Genomic DNA, 24,722 nt, shown 5'->3' with positions numbered 1-24,722 from the left:
ACGCCGCTCCTGGGGCCCTGGCGAGGCGGTTCTTGCCCGGATGGGGAAGGCACCGTTCGGCAGGGCGATGGTTTGGATGCGCACATCAACCAGGCGTTCGCTGATGCCGCTCATTGATGCAAGACAACCCTTAGATCGACTAGATTTCGCGATCCTACTTGCCCTCGGCGAGGTTCAAGTCCTCTCAAAACGCCTTCGGACAGCTGAATGCTGAAAGTGCGGGAAGGAAGAAGGGGCTGGGTCCGGGACCGGTCTGGATCGTATAGCTGACGTCGCGTCCACCGATCACGAAGCGCGCCTCAATAGTGCCGTCTTTGCTGGTGATCGTCGCCTTGTCCAGCAACCGCTTCAGCGACCACGGCCCGTCGAAGCTGATAACGGATTCGCGGCCCGGCATTTCCGGTATCAGTCTCAGACTGGCGGACGCCGAGGCCGCGCCGCTCGGCCAGGACACCGTGCTTGGCGTGTTACCCGCCTGGTTGCTCTGGACGATCTGGCCATCGACGTCGAGCACCGCAGCATCTGCATCGCCATTCAGCGAGAACGGAGTAAAGGTCAGGTTGACCGAGGGCATTGATCCGCCCGAGGGGAAAAAGGCGTTGCGGATTTCCGCAGCCACCTGAAAGTTTTTCAGCGTCGACTTCGACAGGTCGCGCCCAAAGCGCGCATTCTGTTTCCAGCTCCAGTCCTGGCCGCTCATGTCGATCAAGGAAGCAAGGTTTTGTGCGAAAAACCGATCCATCAGGCCGCCCGGAGAGAACAACTTGGCAAAGTCCGCCATCGCAATATCCTCGGTACCATCGCCGGCAAACGGGTAGCGGCCGTTGACCGCCTCCTCGCAGGGCTGCGTGACGGCCTGGTCGAGCATCTCGTTCAGATTCGTCAACGAAATTTCAGCCGCGTTGCCCTCAAATTCGTCTGCAGTTGCGTTGACCATTCTGCCGAGTTGCTTGGGCAGACGCGATGCATTGGCGCGAAGGGTGGCTATCTGCAGCTGAAGGTTGGCGTTGACACGTTCCGTCTGCGAGGGGACCTCGGTTGCCAGTTGCAGGCTCTGTTGGATGTCGCGAAAATTCTGGGTCAGCGCATCGATCGGTCGGTGTCCAAAAGGCCCGCTTACCAGAGCTTGGAAGGACCTGAACTGCGCTTCGATGTTTGCCCCAGGGCTCTGGGTTTGAAATTTCGCCGACCCCATACCGGCACGGCTTTGCGACTTTGCGGAGCTAATTTGAATGCCGATGCGAGCCAGGCCCTTGGCCATGTCCGCAGCGTCCTGGGACTGGCGCATGACGGTGCCGGCTTGCGTCCCATTGCCCGAGTCTTCACCGGAGACAGGGTCGCGCGCCAAGGCTGTTTCCTCGGCAATCGCGGCAAAAAGCTGTTCGATCGGCGAGCTTGGTGAGGCAACGGCGGAAAGCGCGACATAGTGCGGCTTGTCGTTCAGCATGGCTTTGAATTTCAAACCATCGAGAACGCTGTTCCACGCGGCTGCGAACTCCTTGCCGTAGCGATCGAGAAGTTCGGGGCCGAGCTTGAGCAACTCCTGATCGATCCCGCCTTGCTCGCCGCCACCGCCCAGGACCCACTGGTCGTCGACGAGTGTCTGCGCAATGCGCGAAAGCTGTCCGAGATAAAAGTTGTTGAATCCGGCATGGGTGTAGAGACCGGGAACACGGAGCTTCGACAGATCGCCGCCATCGACGCGCTCGAACACAAGCTGCGCTTCCGGCCCGCCTTTTTGCGAAACAGAAAAATCGTCCAGCGCAGCCGCGTACACCGCCGACTTGATCAATGCGGACGCACGATCGGTAAGGCTCATGCGCCCGAGTGAACGTTGGGCGGCTTCCACAAGCGGCTGGTTGAGTTCGAAAACCGGATCATAGGCATCGTCCAACGCAAGCATGGCGCGCAGGTGCTTTTCGAGCTGCGCGCGTCCTTCGCGGTTGCTCTCGCCTGGATACCGGTTCTGTTCCCAATCCTGCTTCATCCAGGAGATGATCAATGCGTCATCGACCTTGGGTGCTTTGCCGCCAAGCATCAGGTAGATCTTGAGCGGTTCGTAGAGCGCGGCGGGCTCAGCCATCGTCGCCTGGACGGTCCGCTCGGCCTGAACAAGCAGACGCGACCGCAACATTCGTTCCAGTGCTTGCCGGTAGGCTGTTGTCGATGCCGAAAGAAGCCTTTCCCGCTGGCTAAGGCCGACCGTTTCCTCGATCGGTGTCGGTAAGTCACTGGTTTCGAAACCGGCCGGCATGTTGCGCAACTGGTCGAGCGGGCCGATGACGTTTTCAAGGTCGACATCGGTGACCGTCGTGCTTTTGAGCAGGGCGTCGGCTGTCTCGCGATATTGGCTGATCGCCTGCGTCGTGGAGGCGATCAGCGAGCGGTTGGCCATGAAGCTCATCCCGAGCGCGCCAAGGGCCGCTGCAGTGATCAAGGCTATGATGCCAAAGCCGCCATATCTGAGGGCCGCTGCCCGCCTCTCGGTCGCTGGGTCATAGGAAACCCACCCGGATTCGGCGAAAATGACATCAGTCAGGAGATCGTGCAAAAAGAAACTCTTGCCGGTCCCGGACAGGTGGGGGCGGGAATTGTTGCCGAAACTGCGGCCAATTGCGCCCAACACCTGATCGATAGGCGTTCCCTCTTGGGTCCCCGACGAGAAGTAGAGCCCACGCAAGCTGACGTTCACCTGGCTGCGGACCGGATCGAACAGGCTGGTCACGAAATTTGCAATTCGGCCCTTCAGCGCGTAAAACTGGGCCGGAAAGCCAAAAATCGATATGCGCGAGACCGGATCAGGCTCTTCCTGCAGGCGATCAGGCATCTCGTCCGCCAAGCGCTTCGCCAGTGCATCGAATTCGGCCGAAGCCTCACCGGCCATGTTCTTGTTGCGGTCTGTGGTATGGAATGTCGCGCCCCAGACCTTGCGCCTGCGCGGCTCCTCGAAACTGCCGAAATAATCCATGAAGCCGGCAACAAGATCGGCCTTGGTGAAAAGCAGGTACACCGGAAACTGGACTTTCAGCGTCTCGTGGATCTCCCTCAGGCGACTGCGTATTTCAACGACATGGGCGTCAAGCTGCTGGTCATCGAGGCTGATGAGATCGGCAAGGCTGATGGCCAGGATAACCCCGTTGATCGGTTGTCTGGTGCGGTGTTTCTTGAGCAGTGACAAAAACGCAAGCCAGCTCTTGCTGTCGCTTCCAGCATTGGAATCCTGCGTGGTGTAGCGTCCCGCCGTGTCGATCAGCACAGCCTTTTCGGTAAACCACCAGTCACAGGAGCGGGTGCCGCCAACACCGGCCACCGGCTGGGCGTCTCCTGAACCGGCAAGCGGAAAATTCAGACCCGAATTGACCAGTGCCGTCGTCTTGCCGGCGCCCGGCGGGCCAATGACGATGTACCAGGGAATGCCGTAAAGGAAATTGCGCTTGCCGCTCGAGCGCTTGAGTGCTGCTATGGCCTCACTCATGCGTGCCTCGAGCACCGGTGAATCGTCATTGCCCCCGTCGTTGCGGGCAACGGCGGTCTCGAGCGCTTTTTCCGCCTTTCTCACCTGCCAGACGCGCACTCCGTAAACGAGGGCCGCGGCCGCCACGATCGTGCCGATGATTGTCGCGCGCAACCAAACAGGTCCCAGCGGCCGGATATCGGCGAAGCGGATCAAAGGTCCAGCAAACCAGATCGCCGCCGCAAAACCGCCCAACGCGGCCGTGCTGAATATCCGTGGCAGCCAACGCATCATTGGTGTTTCCCACCGGCGGTGTTCACAGCGTTTCCTCCTTGGGGATCATCACGTCGACACGGCGGTTCTTGGCGCGGCCCTCGGACGTCGCATTGTCGGCAATTGGCTCGTCTTCGCCCTTGCCTTGGGCCATTACTCGCGAGGGATCGCTAAGCTTCGCGGCGATCATTGTTTCAACAGCCTTCGCGCGGGCGACCGAAAGGTCAAAGTTCGATTTGAACGTGCTTGATTTCCGTGGTTTCACATTATCCGTGTGGCCAACGATCGTGATTGGCCCTGGCTCGTGCTCGAGGGCTGCGGCAATCTGTGCGGCCAGTGGCAGAAACTCGGGCTTCACTTCGGACTTGCCGGGCTGAAACAATAATTGATTGTTGATCTCTACTACAATGAAGTCGCCTTTTGTGCCGATGGTCATCCCGCCGCGCTCCACTTGCGTGGACAGTGCTGAGCGGATGCGGTCGATCTGGCCGGTCACGGCAGGCGAGGCGGCTGTCACCGGTTTGGCAAGTGGGGGTATCACACTGGCGCGCTCGATCGTCACAGGCGTCGAGGGATTGAGCGCCAGCAATTGTCTGGCTGCAGCATCGCCTTCATCGGTCATGAACGCCCGCAGCGTGAAGAACGCGGCCGTCAGCAGGGCTGACGCCGCTGCAGCAACACCCCAGAGCGGCAGGCGGGTCGAAGACGGCACCATCATAGCGGCCATGCCTTGCCAGCGGGGGGAGATGTCCTCTCCGGCACGGGCCCTGAAGTAGCGAAGCGTCTCGTAGACGTCGCGCCGCACACGTTCGAGACTGGTATCGTCGCGCGCCAGGCCACGATACTGGCCCTCAAATCCCAGGGATAGGCACACATGCATCAGCTCGAGCAGGTCGAAGTGTGGCTCAGGATTGGCCAGCACCTTGTTCAGTGCTTCGTAAAAGCCGGCGCCGGTGGGCTCGATGTGAAAGAACCGCGACAGCATACTGTGCTGTGCCCAGGTGTCCTCGCCGGCCCAAGGTAGGTTGCCCACAAGATCGTCGGCCGTTTCACAAAGGGCAAACTTCGCGATCCGCGCATCCTCTTCGGGAACCCCTGACTTCTCCAGCGTCCAGTCGAACCTCTCGATCGCATCGGCGATATGTTCGGCCAATGGCGCCGCCTGTCTTTCGACCGGCACGAGCCTGAGATGCCCGAACAGGACGAGCAACGGCGCTGACGCAGCGAGGATTGGATTTGCCGTCGAATATTTTACCGTGTCTGCGGCGCCAAGCAGCACCTCCTGCTGAATGGTCGGCCTTGACCCGGCCGCCTCGGCTCTGGCCGCTGCACCGGACGATGCTCCCTGATAAAGAATGGTTCCGGATGTCCAGTCCGGCGGCATATGCCGACCTATGTCAGGATCGAAAACTGTCGATTCCTTGACATCCGAGGGCGCGACGATCTTCGCAATCGGTTCGTTTGCGGCTGGTTTCGCATTCTGCCCGCGTCGTGGATTGGTGCGGATGACGGTCTTGCCGACCGGGCCGAAAGGATCGTCCTTCGAGCTCATCGCCGATGTGCCGCTGCCGTGCAGTGTCCGCGCTCACGTGCGAGAGGCGCCAGATCTTTCCTGGCTTGATAGGGCAGGCAATGGTCCTTCCGGCAAGGCGGTCCGGAGCTACAAGAAAGTATGGCGCCGCAATGTGACATTTGCCGCAGACCCCCAGGTCAATCAGGCTTACCCGCTTGGCGAACTGTCGTATGTGATCGTAGTCCCAGATGTTGTCGATTGGAACATGATGCGGTGCGCCGACGCTCTTTTCTTCGTCAGCTACAGCGGCGCAGTATGTTGCGCAGGTCTATTTGTGCTTGTCGGCTTTGGCATACGCCTCGCTGAAATAGGCCAAGAATATATCCAGCATGCCGTTTTCGTGTGCTTCCTCCATGCTCCTCCACGTCCCGACAAAAGCGTCCCATGCTTGGGCCTTCTTCGAGGTAAACGATGTCGGCGGGAGCTTTTTGCCGATCGCTTCCGGAGACAGGTCGTCAAGCAGTCGCGAGAGCGCTGCTTGCATGGCGGCATAGGTGGCAAATTCGTGCGCCTTGAGATCGCGGAACGCGTCCTCGACGCTGCGCCTGGCATCGAGATAGCCGGCCCTGCGCCGTGCGAACATGATTTCGAGTATGTCGTCGGTCCCCGGGACAAATTTGAGGGGATTGTTTTCAGCGGAGCTTATCATCGTTCGGTGTGGGCTCTTGGCCAATGTCTTTGCAGCCGCACGTGCCTTCAGCAGCATGGCCAGTTGCTCGACCACCGTGCGAACCACTGCGCCGATTTCGGCAGCGACTTCATGCGGATCACGCAATTGAAACAGTTCCGGCGAGATGCCTGCGCCGATTGCAATTTCCCGCAGCACCTCGTCTGTCGTGGAGGGGACGGCCCTAGGCAGTGATGATGTCGATGGCGATGCTTGCCCGAGCCATCGCTCTGCCGAACTGAAAAGAGGCTCGCCTCCGGGATCAAGCAGCCGATCGCCCGCGACCGGCATGTGTCGTTGCGTCGAACCTCGGTCGGCCTCCGGATGACTTGGCGTCGCATGCTCGTCGTCAATCGATACAAAGATGACGTAGCGGCCGACCAGGAGCCTGTCGCCGTGGTCTAGCCGGCGCGGACCGGTGACGCGTTGGCTCGATCCATTGATGAAAGTGCCATTGCGCGAAATGTCGTGCAGCCAAAACGCGCCTGCCTCGTATCGGATTTGGCAATGCCGGCCTGAGATGAACTTGTCAGGATCAGGCAAGATCCAGTCGCAATGTTCGCGGCCGATTTTGAAGCTGCGATTACGCGATCGGTAGCCAGGCGCCACGCCAGTGGGCAGGGCATCGACATTGCTGATCTGCAGACTGATTAACATGCGAAAATCGCCTGTGTGATCGCTGGCGGCCTTGCCGACACGATACTCCATGTTTTTAGAGTGGCTAACCCCAAATTCGCATCACGTGGCGCAACGCAAAGAGCGAACTCCCGACTCTGCAGACTAGGCCAACCTTTGATGGTCCGCTTTGGCCAGCACAACAAACTTGTGGTACGCTTGACATGGACTGGCAACCATCGAGGTCTGATGTGATTTCGAGTTCCTGAACAGGATCCTCAAATCCGCCGCGCTGGCTGCCGGCCCAGGAGGGGCACGACCCATGCCGAGTGAACAACGCGCCACGGTGGTGCAAACGCCAGTTGGCGCTGAGCTGCTGACCTTCACACATCTCGTCGGGCGCGATGAGATTAGTCGTTGTCTGGCCTATACGGTCGGGTTCGTAAGCCCCAGCCCCGATATCGATCCGCTGAAGATGCTGGGTGGCCCCGTCTCCATCGAAGGTGAAGCCGACCCCCAGCGCTGGTTCAGCGGCATCGTGTCGGACTTTCGCCTTACCCGGATCGAGGACCGGCTGGCCTACTACGAAGCAGTCGTCCGGCCATGGCTCTGGTTTCTCGGCAATACGACGGACTGCCGCATTTTTCAGAACATGAGCGTCATCGAAATCGTTGAAGAGGTATTTTCCAAATACAGCACGGCAAGATACGAGAAGCGCCTGCAAGGGTCCTATCCGCCGCGCGAGTACTGCGTCCAGTACGACGAGACCGATCTCGACTTCGTGCAGCGGCTGCTCGAGCACGAAGGCATCCTGTATTTCTTCGAGCATGGCGAGGGCAAGCACACCCTTGTGCTCGCCGATGCGATGAGCAAGCTGAAGCCAGCGCCGGGCTATGAAAAAGTGGCTTACCACTTTGAGGGGCAGGGCTCTCGGCGTGATATCGAATATATCACCGAATGGATCCCGGGCAGCTCGGTGCGGCCGGGCTCCTATGTCCATACCGATTATGATTTCAAGAAACCGGGCGCCGACCTGATGGCCAAGTCGGCCCAGCCGTTCAGTCACAAGTTGGCCGCGGGGGAGAATTATCGGCAACCCGGCGCGCATCTGGAAGTGGGCCGCGGCGACAGCCTGGCGGCGATCCGGCGCGAGGAAATCCAGGCGGTGCACCAGCGCATCGCCGCGGTTGGAACAGTGCGCGGCCTGTACTCAGGCTGCACGTTCAAGCTGGACGGCTTTCCGCGCGAGGACCAGAACCAGGAGTATCTGGTGGTCAGTGCCGAATACAGGCTCTTTGACCCTGGCTACAGACCCCATGCCGACGTCGACAGCGAGAACTTCAAGGTGGTCCTTGGCGTGGCACCCACGGCCCTGCCCTATCGTCCGCCGCGGGTCACGACACGGCCGATCATGCGCGGTCCCCAGACGGCGACGGTGGTCGGTCCGTCCGGCGAGGAGATATTCACCGACAAGTATGCGCGGGTGAAGGTCCAGTTTCATTGGGACCGGTTGGGCAAGAAGGACCAGAACAGTTCCTGCTTCGTGCGGGTTTCGCAGACCTGGGCCGGGAGCGGCTGGGGTTTTATTCAGATACCGCGCATCGGGCAGGAGGTCATCGTCGACTTCATCGAAGGAGATCCGGACCTTCCGATCATTACCGGCAGGGTCTACAACGCCGCGCAGATGCCGCCTTACGGTCTGCCCGGTAACGCTACGCAATCCGGCTGGAAATCCGATTCATCGAAAGGTGGCGGTGGCTACAACGAGCTGATGTTCGAGGACAAGGCCGGCTCCGAGCTGGTCAACTTCCAGGCGCAGAAAGACCATCACCTTCTGATCAAGCACGACCGTAACAAGCTGGTTCAGCACGATCAGTCCGACCGCATCGACCACGACGCCAAACACTCCGTCGGCCACAATCTCGACGAGGACGTCGGCAACAACAAGACGGTCAAAGTCGGCGTCGACCAGACAACGAATATTGGCAACAACGACACCGAGACGGTAGGTGTGAACCGCTCGCTAACCGTCGGTTCGAACGAGACGATCAATATTGGATCCAACTCTACCGAAACGATTGGCGCCAATCACACCCAGACGGTGGCGATCATCCAGACCATCACCGTGGGTGCGGCGCGTGTCGACTCCGTGGGTGCCACCGAGACCAGAACCGTGGGCGCGGCGCAGACGAACACCATCGGTGCGACGCGGGCGGTCACCGTAGGTTCGGCGCAGAGCCACGACATCGGGGCAGCGGACAGCTGGAAGATCGCTGCTGCCCAGAGCGTCCAAATAGGCGCCGGCCAGACGATCAAGATCGCGAAGGATCAAGGCACCGATATTGGGGCTGGGCGATCGGCCAAGATTGCTGAGGACGATGCGACCGAAGTCGGTGGTTCCCGGGCGCTCAAGATAGCCAAAGGCAGCGCGGTTGAGGTAGGCGAGGACGGGGTCATCAAAATCGGCAAAGATTTGCTGATCGAAGCCGGCGATTCGATCGTGATAAAGTGCGGCTCGGCGGCAATCGCAATGAAAAAGGATGGCACGATTTCGATCGAGGGCAAGGACATATCCGTCAGAGCTTCGGGAAAGATCAACATGAAAGCGTCAAGCGACATCACGATGAAAGGCTCGGAAATAAAACAGAATTGAGCGGAGGGCTTGATATGACAAAGATCTTAGAGCGCATAGAAGGGGTGGTGATCGGCGTCTTCCTCGGCTTTGGCGAGGACGGGCCGCTGGTGGTTTTTCTCGGCAATCCGAAGGAGACTGCCATTCCGGCGCTCAGCCTCGTTGAGCTTAGCTCGGAAATGATCGGCGCAGAAGTGGCGCTCTTGTTTCAGCAGGGCGATCCGGGACGGCCGCTGATTTTGGGCCGCATCGTGGAACCGTCGCGCAAATCTACCTCGCCGCAGGTGGTACGAGACGGCCAAAGCGTCCGCATCACTGCGGACGAGCGGATCGAACTGCGCTGCGGCAAGGCGACCATCATCATGGAGAAGGACGGCCGCATCACCATCCGCGGCACGTATCTTGTCAGCCACGCGAGTGCTGCAAACCGCATTCGTGGCGGTTCGGTGAATTTGAACTGATGAAAGCGCCGGTCCTGCCCGAAATTGTCCGACAGCATGCCGAGATGGCTGCTTTTTTGTGGACCGTCTATGACCACCATCTACTGCATCCGGCCGAAAATCCTGACATGGATGAAGAGCGGCTCGCTAGGTTGGTAGCGAGGCTGGAAGCCCATTTGGACGGGCTAAGAGTATCGGGTGAGGAGGGGAGGAAGATAGCCGCCGCCCTCTACCAGGAATTTCCTGAAGCCGGCGAGCTTTTTGTGGTGCGGATGCTAGAAGCCAAGCAGGCAATACCGGTAAACGAACTAGATTTAGAAAAAGTGAGGACCTTCATAGCGATGAATGCGTCACTTCAAACTAAGTAGAACCTCCAATCCGCTCCATCATGTCGGTACTCATATTTTTGCCAATTAGTGCCATCAAAAAGGAACATCTCACTGCCGCTTGTAACAACCATATAATTGTCGCTGGAGGTCATGTAGTAAGCGAATTCTATTTCCTTGAATGGGATGAGTCCGTTGCCTTGTTGAAGGAACACGCCGTACTCGTCATCGCCCCAATAGCGCTTCCCCTGGAATTCACATATGCTGTAAAAAGTTGACTCCCCCGCAGCGTAGTCGGTGCGCTCCTCGCCACTAAGCCGGAAGCAGGTCCCGTCGTCGCCGCCTGCATAGATTGCACCGTCGCTGCCTGCGCAGACCGCGTGCAGCCGGTTGTGCAGGGCGGTATCGTGGGCGGCCCATTTCTGACCGTCAAACTCGACCAGCACACCTCGATTTCCGACGGCAAAGATTCGATCCGGCGCCGAACCGTGAACATCTAAGAGGATGTGGGGAGTAGGCAGCTTCTCCGAGTTCCACATCTGTCCATCGAATCGATAGGTGCCGCCTTTGCCAACTGCCAGAACCAAGTCCTTGCCTAATCCCCATAAGCGTCTGAGCGACACTTCTGTACCGCTCTTGCCCCCCGTCACGTCGTCTAGTTGACCGAGACTAGAATGCACTCGCGAGCCGGACTCGAGCGCCATCCAGAACGGACCATTGTCAGACCAGAAAGACGGCATGAGATCATCATAATGAAAAATCATCCGGCTTTGATCCGGTCGGCCGAGTCGGATCTCGTAAACTCGCGCCTGCGCTGACGACATGGCACTATTTGTAAGCTGGCACATGACGCGAATGTACTGATCATCGATGATCCAGGCTTGAACCGTTTCGGCGCGAACGTCTTCAGGATCTAATCTTGCCATTACATTTTCGCACTTCACTTGTTGTCGCTACTACCACATCTTGCCCACGGTCGGATTAACTTCGCGGCCGATCTTCATCTCACGGACTGTTTCCGCCGTGGTACCCCGTTTCCCCTCTTCGGCCCGCCGTTCGTTGATCTTCTCAACGAGATGCTCAATGAAAACCGTTTCCAGGCAGTGCATGATCTGCTCTGCTTTGTCCTGATCGTTCTTATCGCCTTGCCGCAGTCCCGTGGTCGGACCATGGTTGTCGACTACGGCTTCGCAGCATGCCCGAAGCGCCTTTCCAATTGTCGGTGTCGATTTGCAATCCTTTATGAACGCCCGTACGTCAGCCGACTTAGCATGATGGTCCGTGCCCTCGGTTGGCCAATTTTTCTTCTCGACGCCTTTCTTTTTCTTATAGGCGTCCATGCAGATGCACGGTGCATCGCCTTCATTATAATTTTTGAACTGGTCGAATGTTCCGCCAATTCCGCCTCGCGCGCTCTCCTCCTGCAGAAATTGATTCTCCATAAAATGTTCCGAGTTTTCGGTCTCTTTACAGGTGCTGTCCCTGTGCTTGTGAATGGAAAGCTTAAAGTCGGCGAGAATCTTAGCACAGTTGTCCGGCGTCATCGTCATGCGGCCGATCTTCGGATAGGGTGGGCCTCCTGCATTCGGCGAAGAGTGATCGTTGCTCGAGATGTCTGAAAAACGACTTATCGGCTCTCCATCCATCTTGACGTTCCCCGACCATGCGTGAGCATATTCCTTGCCGCGATTGACCGAGGTGATGATGTTTTTCTTCGGGGCGCAACCCGCCTCATTGCCCGTGCATTTGGTGTAGTAGGATTTGTTCTTCTGGGTGACGGTTGTCCCGCCGATCTTGACAGTGCTGGTGCCGTTGTCGGTGTCGTCGTCCATGCCGAACGTCGGGTAGGGAACCGGCACGCCTGGCGGAGTTGCTGGCGTCTGCGGAGGCGTGAAGCAAACATAAGGAAACGCCGCAACGACTTGGTTCGTCTGCGCCTTGCACGCGATCTCAAGTCCGTTGGCATACACTGTCATGCTACTCTCTTTGCGGCAAAAACAGCGGCTCCGCAGGCACCTGCATCGGAAGAGGCCTCGATAAGAACCGGGGTACCGGCCGCATAGCCCTTAGTCGCTGCAGTCCAACCCATTCCAATCATGATCGGAACGGCCGCCGCACCAATGTTGCCAAGTGATTCTGCGGGAGACCAAAGGTCTTGGAACTCGTGGCGGCCTCGCAGCAATCTGATTGAAGTTAGGGCTGTCTGCTTGAACCAATACTGTTCGCCAATGAGGTCAGATATGCAGTAACCAACCTGGTTCATTTCAATGCCGGTTTCGCCGAGGGCGGCGCGATACGCAAAAGTCATTCCCTCGGCGCGCAAGGCGAGGTCGTTTGAGTTATAGATCGAGGCAGTCTCGCGAGAGAGGCCAAGACCATACAAACGAAATCCATTCGTTGATGATCTCACACAAACGACGGCTCCCGCTGCCTCGCCGGGGATGAAGCCATTCGGATTGTCAGCCGTCAGCAATCTGTGTTCGGCGAGATAGTGCCCGACCGCACCTGCTGTGAGATAGCTGTCCGCGCCTGCGATGATCACGCATTGGGCTTCGTCGGACGCGAGCATCCTTCGAGCATGGTCAAGCGCGGCGTGGCCAGAGGGGCGCCCGTGCGCAACCACACGCGTGCGCCCAGCTAGATCAATTTCAGCGGCGAGCGACACTCGGCTGATGAGCTTAGCAGTATCGTTAATGGGTATTCCGGCTCGCTCCGGTTCCGGGAGGCACAAAATGACTGTGGACTGATCGCGGGCGTCGGGGAAACCGGCTATGGCCTCACAGATCGCGCCGGCCAGCAGATGAGCCATGCGCTTTTCTCCAATCCAATTACGCGGAAGAGGTACCGGAGCGCCGACTAGCCAATCCCCTGAGAGACCGAGGAATCGCGTCTCTTGGAACCCATCCAGTCTGGCTCGCATTGCCGCACAAGAGGACGGCGCGTCGAGGCCGACAGCCGTAACCATGCCCACGGAGGCAATCTCTAGGCTTGCGTTCATGCCGCGTCGGCCTCGTCGTCCTTTGGCGGCAGATCGAACGTACGGATGTAGCGCTTGCCGGTTAGGCGAGCCCTCAGCATTCCTCTGGTCGGCGGGCCGATCCAGCATTCGGAGAAATCCAGAATGGTGCGCTGTATGCGCTGCGACACGCGCCACACCAGTGAAAAGCGTCTGTTCTCTGGATCGAAAAGAATTGTGTCTGATTGAGCGATGCCGTCGTATGACTTTTCGCCGCCCTTGAATAGCGTCATCTGCAACCCAGTGCTGGGCAGCCGAAAGCTGACCCGCCCCTCAGGCGTCAGGTTCACCAGTTGCACCTGCTCGCCGCCTCTCGGCAGATCGATCTGCTGGTCCGGAGGCGCCATCTGGAAGTACCGCTCGTCGAAGTCTGGGGGGAGGAAGGGAAAAACGTTGTCGATCCAGTCCTGATTGTAGGTGCCGCCATATTCGATCCGTCCGGGCCAGCCGCGTCCCATCGGGCCAAAACTCATCGGCTTGTAGTCGCCGAACGGCGAACGGATTTCTTCGCCGACAGCTTGCGTGTTGGGCAGCCGCAGGCCGGGAATGAGACGCTGATTTTTAGTTCGCGACCAGCCCGATCCGACCGGATTGTACCTGTAGCTGGCGGGGAGTCTGTCCTCCGGGTCTAGTCTGTCGACGCCGCCCCAGGCGACGTCATATGAGATAGGAAGTTTCAGGAATGGCTGCGGGGCGGTGGAGGTAAATACCGGTCCGATGGCGCGCCACTCGCGGTGGCCGACGACTTCGAACAATTTCGACCAATTGCCGACCTTGATGCCGACCGGTACACGTTCAGCTGGGCGCCCCCCCGGCGCGTACGCAAAGCCATTGGCGATCACATCACAACGCAGCTTGCGAAAAGCGAAGTCGGTTTCCCAAAGTGTGGCCGAGTAGCCGGGCTCTCCCGTCTGGATGTCGGCAAAGACGAGTGGCACTTGCTCCGCCGATTTTCGCACCGGCCCGCCAGGCATCGCGGGAAAGTCGAACGTGCCCTTCACCACCACGACGATCCACTCATGACCGGCCTTGTCCATGCCCATGGTGAATTGGTGCGGATAGCCCATCTGGTTCCAGATCTCCATCAGCCGGTCTCCCAGCTTGTGACGAAGATCTGCTCCAGCGTCAGTTGCGGAGACAGCGGATCAATATCGAATATGTCCGAACGCGCTGTCCACATCACCATATCGCTGATGAGCTCTTCGCCCGGCTCAACCTGCGGCACCGGCAGCGCAGCAAGCGTGCCATCCAATTCGTCCGGCGTCAGCTTGCCGCCTTGGGCTGCGATGGCCACCTTTTCGATCTCTGCAAACCACGCATCGCAAAAGGCAAGCTCGACGGGAGCCTCGGAAAGCAGCGCGACGACGCTCAACGGAAACTGCCTGCCAACTCTGTCGGCGCTCTGCACGATGACGCCTGCTGATGCGCCAAAAAAATCCGGACCGGTCAGGAACCGCAGCGCCGTGCCGCGCGGCCAGGATTCCGAGCCAATAAGCGGGACGACATGCTGCGCCAGCCAGCGGTCCCAGGCGCGAACAAAATCACCTGGCAGTCGCCGCGTGACAAAATCGCCGGTAGCGGGCATCTTGCCGTAAAAGCCGGCCAGGATCATATCTGGGGCGGACATGAGAACTTCTTGAACATCTGAAGATTGTAGGGGTTCTCGACGCTTGCCGCCTTGAGTTGGAAATCGGCGTACATGCCTTTGGTGCCCAGGCGCAGGCTGTAGACGTCCGACAGCGAGGTGCCGGTGAAGCGACCGCTGCGCAACATTCTCAGCCACGCCCAGCTGCCGGTCTCGTTCAGCAAGATCTCGGGCGAGCCATCGATCGGCTGGAAGGCAAGCGAGATGACGCCTGTGCCGTCCTTGCCGGGCCACGTCATCGGCTGCGGCCTTGTTGCATTGTTATAGTAGACGAGGTTCTGGCCATCGAGGTTGAGCGTCACGCGCGCGACATTGGGCGACAGGTCCTTCGGTTCGAGCGTGAAGCTCATCAGCGGGCCTGTACCGCCCGGAAAAAGATCATCGCGGATTCGCCTTGCCTGTTCGAACGCGGCCAGTGCCGACGGGTCGAGGCCGAAATCGGCGCGCCATTTCCATGGCTGCGCTGACGTGTCGACATAGCTGATCAGATGGTCGTTGATGAAGGTGTCGATCAGCCCTGCCGGTCCGAACAGGCGGGCGAAGTCGCGGACATTGACGTCGACGGCGCTGTCAGGGCTGAAAGGATAGCGGTTGTTGAGTGCTGCCTGGCAGAACGGCAGGATATCGGCGCGCCAGATGGCGTTGAGCTCCGAGGTGACCGCCTTCTGCGTCAGGCCGCTGGTATCGCCGGCAATACCGCCCAACCAATCATCGATCGGGTCGGGCAGGATCTGCGCCTGCCTGGCAACCGCTCCAGTCAGTTCGGCGAGGCCGCCCTGCTTCTTGATGGCGTCCTGAGGATCGGGATTGGCTGTCACCGTCTGCAGCACGTTGGACAGTGCGGTGAGCGCGACAATGGCGGCGTCGAGCGCCGGCGGCTGGCCGTCGACCTCGGCAATGGCACCCTTGAGCGGCTTGAAATGCTCGGCCACCAGACTGCCGGTAAGATCCACCTCGTCGGCGGAGCCGGCACGCGGCAAAAGCTTGGCTCCGGTTTTTACGATCTTGCCAAGCTTGCCCAGCTTGCCAAGCAGTTTCGAGCCACCTGCCGCCGCTGCCTTGTCGTTTGCCGGCGCTTCATCGGATCGCGTAAGCTCGGTCTCTTGGACCACCGCGGTGACCAGGCGCTTCAGCGCGGAGTCGGCACTTGAAAGGTCTTTGAGGTTCTCGCTGGCGACGTTGAGATCGGTCAATGGCGCCAGCCGCATGTCGCGCAGGAAGCTGTCCCATTGCGCGATGTAGTCGTCGTAATAAAGCTTCAGAATATCCTCTGATAGCGCTGACACCGAGGTTTCGGAATTTTCCGAGCAACCGCCGGCGAACACTGCCCGGTCGAGTGCTGCCTGGGCGGCGACATCCTCGACCCGGTCGAGAATGGCGTCATGGAAGCCGGGATAGGTAAACGCTCCCGAAATGCCGACCCTAAGCGTCTTGTCGGAACGCCGCGCAAAGACCTTGGCGCCGTTGGGGCCGGCGAAGTTGGCAGGAATCCATTCCTTGAGCGCAGTCACCGCCGGGTCGGCCAGCAATTGTTTATAGGCACGCGCCGGCAAGGAAATCGTGCAGACGGTTTTCAGTGCCTCCGCAACCAGCGCCTGGTCCGGAGCGATATAACTGGCGTCAACCGCCATGCGACGGATCGCGGCAAGCTGGTGCTGTTCGGCGTCAGCTGTCGGAAAGGGGGCAGCCGCGGCGAATTCAGGCAGACTGTTGACCCACCAGCTCTGGGCGAAGTCTGGATCCATCTGAGAAAGGCCGGTCATCATGCGATAGGTCTTCAGCGCGCCAAGGATGAAGTCCGGATCGCGGATCTGCCGCCACATCGTCGCCTCGAGCAGCGCCACCATGTGCGGCTCGAGAACGTTGCGCAAAGCATGGTCGTAAGTGTCGGTCTGTGCCCGCACCAGTTCGGCCGAGGCTGATGGCCCCAGCAAATCCTGTGCTGCGCCAGGCGGCGGGGTGCGGGCATTTGCGACCTCATCCATTGCGCTGAGGGCGCCATCGATCGCAGGCTGCTCTACGGATGCCGGGTTTGCCGCCGCCGAGGTCAGTGGCGTTTGCAGCGCCTCGAACCGGCTTGCCTGGGCCGTGATAGCGTTGCGGTTGTCGTAATAGGACCAGGTGAACAGACCGCTGACCAGCAGGGCGGCTGCGGCACATGCGGCGGCCGCGCCACGCCAGATCCAGGCACGGCGGCGTTGCGCCAGCGGATCGAAGGTGCCTAGGCCGGCTTCCTTGAAGATGACCTCTGTAAGCAGGTTCTTTAGGAAGAAGCTGCGTTTTTCGACACGCGGCGCGGCTAACGCCCGGCGCGGCGGAAGGCCAAAGGAGGCAGACAGCGCTGCGGTCAGCCGATCGATCGGCGCCCCTTCCTGGGTCGCTGACGTCAGATAAAGGCCACGCAGCCAGGCGGCCTCCTCATACCGGCTTTCCCCGAACATCGCTTCGATCAGTACCTGGATCGGCTCGGACAGGCTGGCGAGTTGGGCGGGAAACCTGAAGATTTCTGCGCGGGCAGCAAGCTTGTCTTCGTCCTCCAGCCGCGGCACCAGCCGCCGCTCGAGCTCGGTGGCTAACGTCGCGATTTCCCGCTCGATGGTCTTTGCATCGACATGCGCGTCGAGTGCGAACGTCGTCCCCCAAACCTGCTCGCGCGCAGCCGTCGACAAACCGCCGAAGAAAGCTTCGAAACCCTTGATCAGGTCGGCTTTGGTCAGCATCAGATAGACCGGAAGGCGAATTTCGAGGCGGTCGTTGAGCTCGGCCAGCCGACGGCGGATCTTGCGGCCATGCGCCTTGATGGCGTCGTCGCCCTCCGAAAGCACATCGATCGAAAGTGCGACGATCACACCGTTGAGCGCGCGACGGCCCCGGTGCTTCTTCAAAAGGTCGAGGAAGCCCAGCCACTCCACCGCGTCGACGCCGGGTTGGCTCTCCTGTTGGACATAACGGCCTGCAGTGTCGATCAGAACCGCACTCTCCGAAAAGAACCAGTCGCAATTGCGCGTGCCGCCGACCCCTTGCAGGTCGTCGGTCAGGTCGATCGGAAAATTCAACCCCGACTGGCGCAAGGCTGTGGTTTTGCCGGTGGCCGGCGGTCCGACGATCACGTACCAGGGCATCTCGCGCAGGAACTTGCGACCGCCCAGTTTGCGGCGCTTCAACTCGGCCATGACCTCGCCGAACTTGGCTCCGACGGCAGCGACATTCTCTTCGCCGGGGCTGAGTGGCTTCTCTACCGCCGGCGCGGCGATTTCGGCGACGAACATACGGTTGGCACGGATCGCCCGACGCTGGGCAGCGATCAGCCAGATCAGCCAGAAGATGACCAGCAGCGCGATGATGACGATGCGCACATTGTCGGAGGCGAAAGGGTCGTAGGGGCCGACCCTGACGATCGGCCCGAATACCCAGATCACAAAGGAAAGCAGCGTGATGCCAATCAGTGTCCACAGCCAGCGCGATGTCAGGACCGCCCAGAGGAAGCGCAGGATGAACATCTCACAGCCTCTTTTCGACCAGCACCTCAACGCGCCGGTTCAGGGCCCGGCCCTCGCGCGTGCCGTCATCGGCCACTGGATCCGTGGCTGCCCGGCCCTCGGCATGGACGCGTTCCTGCGGCACTCCGTTTTGCACCAGCATGTCAGCAATGGTCTGGGCGCGAGCCTCGGAAAGTCGCTGGTTGGTCGACAGCGGATTGGTTCTTTGCAGAGGCACGCCGTCCGTATGTCCGACCACGGTGATGTTGCCGATCAGGTCCCGATTGGCCAGGATCACCTTGGCGATCGAGCCGATCAGCGGCTCGAATCCTTCCGTCAGTGTTGGCCGCGATGACTGGAACAGTTCAGGATTGGAGGCCTGGATGACCAGCTTGGCAAGCGAAACGCTCTCCGTGCCGCTGAGAGCCGATCTGAGATTGGCCGGCGCGCCGGCCTCAAATTCGGGCAGCAGCGCGAAATCCACGGTCTCCGGCGGCGGGACATCGACGGCTGGCGACACGCGGCTGATGTCGCCACGGGTCGGCGGCGGCAAGGCGCGGACCAGCGCTGAAAGCTCCACCGCCTGGCTGCTTAGTCCCATCGAGAGCCCGACATAGGTCGCGGTGGCGATGACCGCCGCCGCCAAGGCCATCACCCAGATCGGAACGATGAAGCGCTGCGGCTCGTCGGATGCGATGACGCCTTTCCAGTTTGGCGACAGCGGCGCATTCTCGGCGTCGGCATCGCGCAGGAAACGTGCCGCGGCCACACGAACGGCATTGAGCGAGCGATCGCCCGACCGGCCGGGCACGCGATACTTGCCGCGAAAACCGAGTGCCAGGCAGTCATACTGAAGTTCCAGCAATTCGCGGTCTCGGTTCGGATGGCGTTCCAGTTCGTCGAGCCGTGTGAAGAACTGCGTGCCGGCGTCGACATCGCCGCGCAACATGACCACAAGCGGCTGACGCGGCCATGCGCTGGCCCCGCCCCAGGGCGTGTTCAGGGCCAGATCGTCGAGCAAGGCCGCCACCACCCAGGCTGCCTGATCGGCACGCTCCATCGATGACCCCGCCGCCATTGCCGTGTCGCGTGCCCGAACCAGTTCTTCGAGCAGCCGGGTGCGCAACACTTCCGGATTCTCCGGTGGCAGCGCGCTTTCAAGCTCAGGCGCAAACTCGAGCAGGGGCGCGAAGGCGTTGACAAGGCCGTTCGGGTGGGTGCGCGAGCGTTTTACCGGCCCGCCCGGCAAGGATGCCGCCATCGGCCGCGGCATCGGCGTGCCGGTCAGCCTGATGCGAGTGCGTTCGCGATCCTCCGACAGTCCGAAAGGATCATCCCGGCTCATGGTTTCACCTGTTCACCGAATAGCAGTCCACCTGCGGTTCGCTCGGCAGTACACCCGAAACGCCAATGACGAAGCCTGGGGCACCGAGCAGCGATGCCCAGTGCTCGCTTTTCTGATCGAGCTCAAGGCACAGCCGATCGCCGTCGTAAGGAATCTCGCGCGGTTGCGAATGAAGCGGTTTCAGCGGGATGCCGGGCAGGCGGGACTTCCACAGGCCCTCGAACTCATCCGCCGAGCCTACGGTCGCCTGGTTGACGAATATCTTGCGTAGCGCGTCCTCCGACAGTTCCGAGCCGACCCGGATAACGATCCGGCTGGCCAGCAGCAGCTTCGGATTGTCGATGCGGATTTTCCAAACGTTCGTCGAATGGCGCATGACGGGCAGCGCCCGCGATTTCGGCTCGATATAGCGCAGGCTCAGGATCAGTGAGCGCAACGCATCCGCGAGCGCCGAAAACGGTGGGCCGGGCGCCATGTGATCGTAAGCCGGCAGCTCGCCCAGTCGTCGCGCGCTCGAGCCGTAGGTCGCCATCGAACCGGCAAGCCCGACCAGTTCCAGGTAAAGTTCGGCCGGATGGAAAACATCCTGCGCCAGCATATGGGCCAGTCGCGGACGCGCCGCGTTGGCGAGGTTGAGCATCAACAGGTCTTCGACGCTGCGCCCGGGCCCGCCCATGACCATCTTGCCATGCGCCTCAGCGATCTGGTCGAGGCCTGTGACAACTTCCAGAAGCAGTTGCCGGTACCAGGCCACTGCACCAGTAACCAGAGCCGGTGGCAGGAACGTCTCGTCCAGCGAAACGCCGCCATCGGCTCGAATCCCCTTGATGTCGGCTATGGGCAGGGCGGTATAGCCGCCGACCGATTTGCCGGGTGCAAGCAACAGCGATTGCGGCCGGGCGATTTCGATTTCTTCGGGATCTGAGCCGCCCTGGACGGCATCGCGCACCGAAACGATCCGTCCATGATAGCGCGCACCGCTGGGTGGCGCATGCGCGGGATCGAAGCCAACCCCGCCGGCCGGCTCGAGCGGCAAGGCGACCAGCACCGGGCCGGCGCCTGTATCCGGGGTGACCGGCAGCGGACGCGGCGCGTCCATCAGATCCGGAATGGAGAAGGGGCTTCCGTCCGGGAAGATGCCTCGTGCAGACAGGATCGAGATCTGGCCGGCATCGAGCAATGCCTTATCCAGCGTCAATTGCTGAAAGCCGAACGTATGCAGCTGACCGGCCTGCAACGCGCCGCGTACAGTCGCCTCAAAGAAACGATCCTGCTGCTGGAAATGCTGGGTCCGCAGAAAAAGGCCCTCGGACCACAGCACCCTGTTTGCATCACTCATCCGGCTACTCTCTGCATCGAGCTCCCTTGCCTTGGCCGTCAGGCGGAAATGCCGCCGCTGCCGAGCGTGACATTGACCGTAAAGTTTGATCCGGGCGAAACCGATTTGGTGGTCCGCCAGTTTCGCCCGCCAGGCTCACGGATAAGTGCAACGAAGCCCAGGGACGTCGCATCCGGTTCAACTGTAATGGTCTTGGTCGCGGTTTTTCCAGGCCCGACGGCAATCTGGTCGGACCCGATCAGATCGCCTGCCAGTGCCGAGCCGGCATCCCCCTGCAAGGCAAAGTAGTCGGCGGAATTGAACTTACCGGTGCTGCGCAGCCGCATGACCAGCACTGTCACTGGCCGGTCGCCGCCACCTGGTCCAGGGTTCATGCCGGCCGCTCCTGTCAGCTTCACGGTGATGACCGACGGTTTTGGCGGCCCGGCGCTTTGACAGGCCGTAAGCAGCCCGGTCGCACCCAAGGCAACGATAAATTCGCGTCGATCGATCATGTCTTACTCCTCCTCATATGCATCCCGAAAATCGGCGCCGATTTCGCCGAGAAAGCTCTTTTCTGCGCTCTCGGCTATTTCACGATGGCGTTTCTGGTAGAGCTCCCACAGCTTGGCGCCGCGCCCGCCCGACAACAGCGTGCCGATCGCGGAACTCGATTTCAGCTCTTCTTCGATGGCTGCCGGCTCAAAACGGTCGACCATCCGCCGCAGGGCCGCCTGCACGCCGCGCCAGGCGCGCACATGATGTTGTGCGAGGTCGCGAACCGCATCCGCGATAGCCGCTTCGCCGGCAAGAAACCCGGGGCTGCGTTCGGCAATAAGCGTCACGATTGCGTCGTCGACCGTCGGCAGAAACTTGAGTGGATTGACTTCGGAGGCTCCGACCATTGTCTGGGCAACGCGGGCATTTCCTTTTTCTTCGGCGCGCTTGCGCAGCAGCTGCATCAATCCTTCCATCATAAGCCGATATTCGCGGCCGAACTTCTCCATCTCGGCGACGGCGTCGCGCCCGGGAAAATCGGCTTCCGCGACACCCATACCGCGCAGGAATGCGGTGCGGAGCGCCATGTCGGCGTGCTGTCTCGCAGGCGGCTGGCGGGCGGGGCTGGCGGCTGCGCCTGCCCGCATTGGGGAGGGGACATCTGCCGCTCGCACGGGCAGGTCCCAGGAATTGGCCGCTTGCAGTGGCTGGGCGTCGCGCTCCCGCTGCCCGGTTGAGCCGGCGCCGATTCCCGGGTTGGGCGCCGCGGCTGGACCAAAACCGAAGTCGTCATTGAATTCCGGCAGCTTTGCCGTCGCGGGCTCCGTAGCGCCGTTGGGGAACGATTCCGACTCGAGGCCAAATGGGTCTGTCTGCTTGGGTGCGCTGGCTGGTTCTGGATAGTTTGCGGTGCCTTTGGACACCGGTGTTGCGACCGGATCGAGGCTGAACGGGTCGTCGAAAGCAGGCGAACTGCGCTGTCTGGAATTGGCGCGCTCGAACGCTCCCGGGATCGGCTGCTCGAACGGGTTCGGCAGCTCGGCTGGACGTGGCCGCTGCGGCTCCTCTTCCACGGCGGCTGAAAAGAAATCGTCACGGCCGATGCTGACCGGCGCCCGAGACGCCGGCGGTGAGCGCTCTGGAACTGGCGGTGCGGCTGCTGCTGTTGCTTGGGCGCTCGACGTCTGCAGATCGACATGCACGATGTAATCGCCCAGTCTCAGCCGCATGCCATTGCGAAGACGCGTCGACTTGCCTGCGCCGAGCGGGCTGTCGGAGTCGTCTATGAACAATCCGCTGCTCGACGTATCGGTGACGAAATATCCGTCGCGCCCACCAGTGATCTTGCAATGGGCGCGTGAAACGAACATGTCGGGATCGTCGATCTGCCAGCCAGCGTCCGCGCTGCGGCCGATCACCAGTTCCCCCTCGTCAAGCCGGGTCTGCCGTACCGCCTGGGTGCGTGGCCCTTGCTCCAGCGTCAGCAGCAGACTCATGCCGCGACCTCCGCCCCTTCCTGCCGCCAGCCGACTAATGTCCGCAGCCGCATGTCGTCAGCATCGCCCCTTTCAGCGGGCCGCGCAAGCCAGGCGGTCCGGGCGAGTTGCACGGTTCCGATACGCGGCGGCGGAACGGCATCGCGCGCCAGCACGATGCGCAGATCGACGTCGAGCGATTCGCCGACCATGTCGCCAACGGCTTGCTTGAACAATTTGAGGCGTTGACCGCCCGGCAGGAACGCCTTGAATTCCTCATAGCCCAGCGGGCCGACGCGGAGCTCGATCCTGCTTTGACGGTTGAAGACGCGCGGACCGATCGTCGCTCCCCGACCGAGCCCTGCGTAGGCTTTGCCGAGGCGGGTCTGGAGCGCGGCTGGTATGGTCATCCAGGCAGCGATGAACTCCCTGATCTGGACCGGCACCTTGAACGCCTCAGCCAGGAACAGCGTCAGCCGCTCGGGGCCGTCGACCTGATTGGCAAGCGAGGCGGCCTGGCGCAGCTTCACGGCGTCCAGTTCGGGATTGTGGGTGCCGGGAAGCCCTATTCCCGCCATGGCTTCAAGCATGGCGCGAACGCGCCCACCTACCGGGCGCTCGACCTGAACCGCCGGATGGGCGTCCGCCCACGCCCTGTAATACAGCGCAATCATGCGGTTCTGAAGAATGTTGACGAAGTCCATGAACGTCGTGTCGCTGGTCTGCTGCGCATCGGCGCCGGTGAACCAGCGTTGCGACAGGCGATCGAGTACCCAGCGCGTCAAATGCAGGGGCATCGGACCTTCAGGTCCCATCAGACCAATGTTTGCGACCGTGACCCGAGCGGGCGCTTTGTCAGTCGCTTCGCGGAATTCTGCCAGGTCCTTGGCGGAAAAGCTGAGACGGACATGCTGACCGAGCCGCGAGGGCTCGCGCTCCGGCGGGCCGGAATAGCCGAACAGCCCGCCTCTTCGTTCGAGTCGCCGCAACAACTCGAAGAAGTCGAATGCATCCGACAGCTCTTCTGACCGGCCAGGCTTGTCTACATCAGGTAGCGATTGCCGGGCGTCATCGGCCATGGCACATCCTCCTGCTTTTGCAGCAGCCATGTGCGGGTTCGCACAAAGCCGTTTATTCCGGCATGACGGGCAAACAGCCGTGCCAGCAAGGCCGAAAGCAGCAAGGTGCTCTGCCCCGCCAGAACCGATTGATCGACATGCAATGTCACCTCGGTGCCTCGTCCGAAGCACATCGGCCCATCGATCTGCAGCCGTTCGATGACCGACCGGGAGTCGATGCGCACGATCGAGTGCACATTGCGGGCGAGGCTCGGGTCTCCCCTGTCGGCGTAAAGCTCAAGCAGCGCATGCAGCGGATCGACGCCGCGACCTTCCTTTGCAAGGCTTAGAAAGTTGAGCGCGAGCTGCGCTACAAGCCGCCAGGCGAGATTGTCGGCTCGCGATTCACCCGCCGCGCCCGCCGGCAGCGCTGCGGGGATGGCTGGGCGAGGCGGGCGCAATGCGCCGAGAAGCCGGATCGTTTCGACCGGATCGCCGGCTTCCAGAGTCAAGGTAGGGTTGTCGTCAAGAATCGGCAGATCGCGGTTGGTGCAGAGCGCCACGATGTCGACGCGCTTCAGCGGTCGGTTCGCTGGACTTTCCGCCGGACGTGAAATCGCCAGGAAAACGTCGTCGCCGGTGTATGAAGTGCGGGTGAGGCCGTCGCGCCGTTCCTCCTCCGTCGGGCGGCGTGGGCGCCGTTCGGTGGAATAAACCCAACCGCTGCCGCGGTTCTGTCCCAGGCTGAAGAGCTCCGGGATTGCGGCGTCGCTCCCCTCGCTGTGGGGGGGCGCCGACCCCGCCACCCCAAAAATTTTGGAGTACCCCCCGCCCGGGGGGGGGGGGGGGCGCGCCGCCCCCGGGGGGGGGGGGGGGGGGGGGGGCGCGGGGGCGGCGCGGGGGGGGGG

General features: G+C 61.0%; 18 protein-coding genes. 3 read left to right on the top strand and 15 right to left on the bottom strand.

Annotated elements, in window-relative coordinates:
- Nucleotides 1–184: 184 nt before the first annotated feature.
- The 3 genes from tssM (AC0L2X_RS21720) to tagH (AC0L2X_RS21710) form a co-directional block, all read right to left on the bottom strand.
- Nucleotides 185–3,748 carry a type VI secretion system membrane subunit TssM gene (gene tssM / locus AC0L2X_RS21720; RefSeq protein ID WP_473600315.1) on the bottom strand — a complete coding sequence of 1,188 codons (3,564 nt, stop codon included), beginning with the start codon at nt 3,746–3,748 and terminating at the stop codon, nt 185–187.
- Between the two features lie 22 nt (nt 3,749–3,770).
- Nucleotides 3,771–5,111 carry a type VI secretion system protein TssL, long form gene (gene tssL / locus AC0L2X_RS21715; RefSeq protein WP_473600314.1) on the bottom strand — a complete coding sequence of 447 codons (1,341 nt, stop codon included), beginning with the start codon at nt 5,109–5,111 and terminating at the stop codon, nt 3,771–3,773.
- 457 nt (nt 5,112–5,568) lie between these two features.
- Nucleotides 5,569–6,624: a type VI secretion system-associated FHA domain protein TagH gene (tagH, locus tag AC0L2X_RS21710; RefSeq protein ID WP_473600341.1), complete on the bottom strand. Its 1,056-nt coding sequence runs from the start codon at nt 6,622–6,624 to the stop codon at nt 5,569–5,571.
- 280 nt (nt 6,625–6,904) lie between these two features.
- Here tagH (AC0L2X_RS21710) and AC0L2X_RS21705 point away from each other — a divergent pair, with 280 nt between their 5' ends.
- Genes AC0L2X_RS21705 through AC0L2X_RS21695 form a run of 3 tightly spaced genes read left to right on the top strand, consistent with a single transcriptional unit; the run spans nt 6,905 to nt 10,022 of the window.
- Complete coding sequence (locus AC0L2X_RS21705; protein WP_473600313.1) at nt 6,905–9,235, top strand: type VI secretion system Vgr family protein; 2,331 nt, start codon at nt 6,905–6,907, stop codon at nt 9,233–9,235.
- A 14-nt stretch (nt 9,236–9,249) separates the two neighbouring features.
- The gene (locus tag AC0L2X_RS21700) at nt 9,250–9,675 is read left to right on the top strand and encodes a DUF6484 domain-containing protein (RefSeq protein ID WP_473600312.1); all 426 of its coding nucleotides are present in this window, start codon (nt 9,250–9,252) and stop codon (nt 9,673–9,675) included.
- Nucleotides 9,675–10,022 carry a hypothetical protein gene (locus tag AC0L2X_RS21695; protein WP_473560784.1) on the top strand — a complete coding sequence of 116 codons (348 nt, stop codon included), beginning with the start codon at nt 9,675–9,677 and terminating at the stop codon, nt 10,020–10,022. The genes AC0L2X_RS21700 and AC0L2X_RS21695 overlap by 1 nt, the downstream gene beginning before the upstream one ends.
- Here AC0L2X_RS21695 and AC0L2X_RS21690 read toward each other — a convergent pair.
- The 12 genes from AC0L2X_RS21690 to AC0L2X_RS21635 form a co-directional block, all read right to left on the bottom strand.
- A complete protein-coding gene (locus tag AC0L2X_RS21690) occupies nt 10,010–10,906 on the bottom strand; it encodes a hypothetical protein (protein WP_473600311.1) in 897 nt (298 codons plus the stop codon). The genes AC0L2X_RS21695 and AC0L2X_RS21690 overlap by 13 nt on opposite strands.
- 30 nt (nt 10,907–10,936) lie before the next feature.
- Nucleotides 10,937–11,956, bottom strand: a complete 1,020-nt coding sequence (locus AC0L2X_RS21685) for a PAAR-like domain-containing protein (RefSeq protein WP_473600310.1) — start codon at nt 11,954–11,956, stop codon at nt 10,937–10,939.
- Nucleotides 11,953–12,978, bottom strand: a complete 1,026-nt coding sequence (locus AC0L2X_RS21680; protein ID WP_473560780.1) for a beta-ketoacyl synthase N-terminal-like domain-containing protein — start codon at nt 12,976–12,978, stop codon at nt 11,953–11,955. Before AC0L2X_RS21680 ends, AC0L2X_RS21685 begins: the two co-directional genes overlap by 4 nt.
- The gene (locus AC0L2X_RS21675; RefSeq protein ID WP_473600309.1) at nt 12,975–14,081 is read right to left on the bottom strand and encodes a DUF2169 family type VI secretion system accessory protein; all 1,107 of its coding nucleotides are present in this window, start codon (nt 14,079–14,081) and stop codon (nt 12,975–12,977) included. The genes AC0L2X_RS21680 and AC0L2X_RS21675 overlap by 4 nt, the downstream gene beginning before the upstream one ends.
- Entirely contained in the window at nt 14,081–14,623 is a 543-nt protein-coding gene (gene tagF, locus AC0L2X_RS21670) for a type VI secretion system-associated protein TagF (protein ID WP_473600308.1), read from the bottom strand. The genes AC0L2X_RS21675 and tagF overlap by 1 nt, the downstream gene beginning before the upstream one ends.
- Complete coding sequence (tssM, locus tag AC0L2X_RS21665) at nt 14,605–18,141, bottom strand: type VI secretion system membrane subunit TssM (protein ID WP_473600307.1); 3,537 nt, start codon at nt 18,139–18,141, stop codon at nt 14,605–14,607. Before tssM (AC0L2X_RS21665) ends, tagF begins: the two co-directional genes overlap by 19 nt.
- A 1-nt stretch (nt 18,142) precedes the next feature.
- Nucleotides 18,143–19,465, bottom strand: a complete 1,323-nt coding sequence (gene icmH / locus AC0L2X_RS21660) for a type IVB secretion system protein IcmH/DotU (RefSeq protein WP_473600306.1) — start codon at nt 19,463–19,465, stop codon at nt 18,143–18,145.
- Nucleotides 19,466–19,469: 4 nt separating this feature from the next.
- The gene (gene tssK / locus AC0L2X_RS21655; RefSeq protein ID WP_473600305.1) at nt 19,470–20,804 is read right to left on the bottom strand and encodes a type VI secretion system baseplate subunit TssK; all 1,335 of its coding nucleotides are present in this window, start codon (nt 20,802–20,804) and stop codon (nt 19,470–19,472) included.
- Between the two features lie 38 nt (nt 20,805–20,842).
- Nucleotides 20,843–21,298 (bottom strand): type VI secretion system lipoprotein TssJ, encoded by a 456-nt coding sequence (tssJ, locus tag AC0L2X_RS21650; protein ID WP_473560770.1) that lies wholly within the window; start codon nt 21,296–21,298, stop codon nt 20,843–20,845.
- A 3-nt stretch (nt 21,299–21,301) separates the two neighbouring features.
- Complete coding sequence (tagH, locus tag AC0L2X_RS21645) at nt 21,302–22,777, bottom strand: type VI secretion system-associated FHA domain protein TagH (RefSeq protein WP_473600304.1); 1,476 nt, start codon at nt 22,775–22,777, stop codon at nt 21,302–21,304.
- Nucleotides 22,774–23,835 carry a type VI secretion system baseplate subunit TssG gene (gene tssG / locus AC0L2X_RS21640; RefSeq protein ID WP_473600303.1) on the bottom strand — a complete coding sequence of 354 codons (1,062 nt, stop codon included), beginning with the start codon at nt 23,833–23,835 and terminating at the stop codon, nt 22,774–22,776. The genes tagH (AC0L2X_RS21645) and tssG overlap by 4 nt, the downstream gene beginning before the upstream one ends.
- Nucleotides 23,799–24,722, bottom strand: a 924-nt coding sequence (locus tag AC0L2X_RS21635; RefSeq protein WP_473600302.1) for a type VI secretion system baseplate subunit TssF, incomplete at its 5' end; no start/stop codon positions are given. The genes AC0L2X_RS21635 and tssG, both read right to left, overlap by 37 nt.

Source organism: Mesorhizobium sp. WSM4828 (genome assembly GCF_055811175.1).
This window is presented reverse-complemented; position numbering and strand designations above follow the sequence as displayed.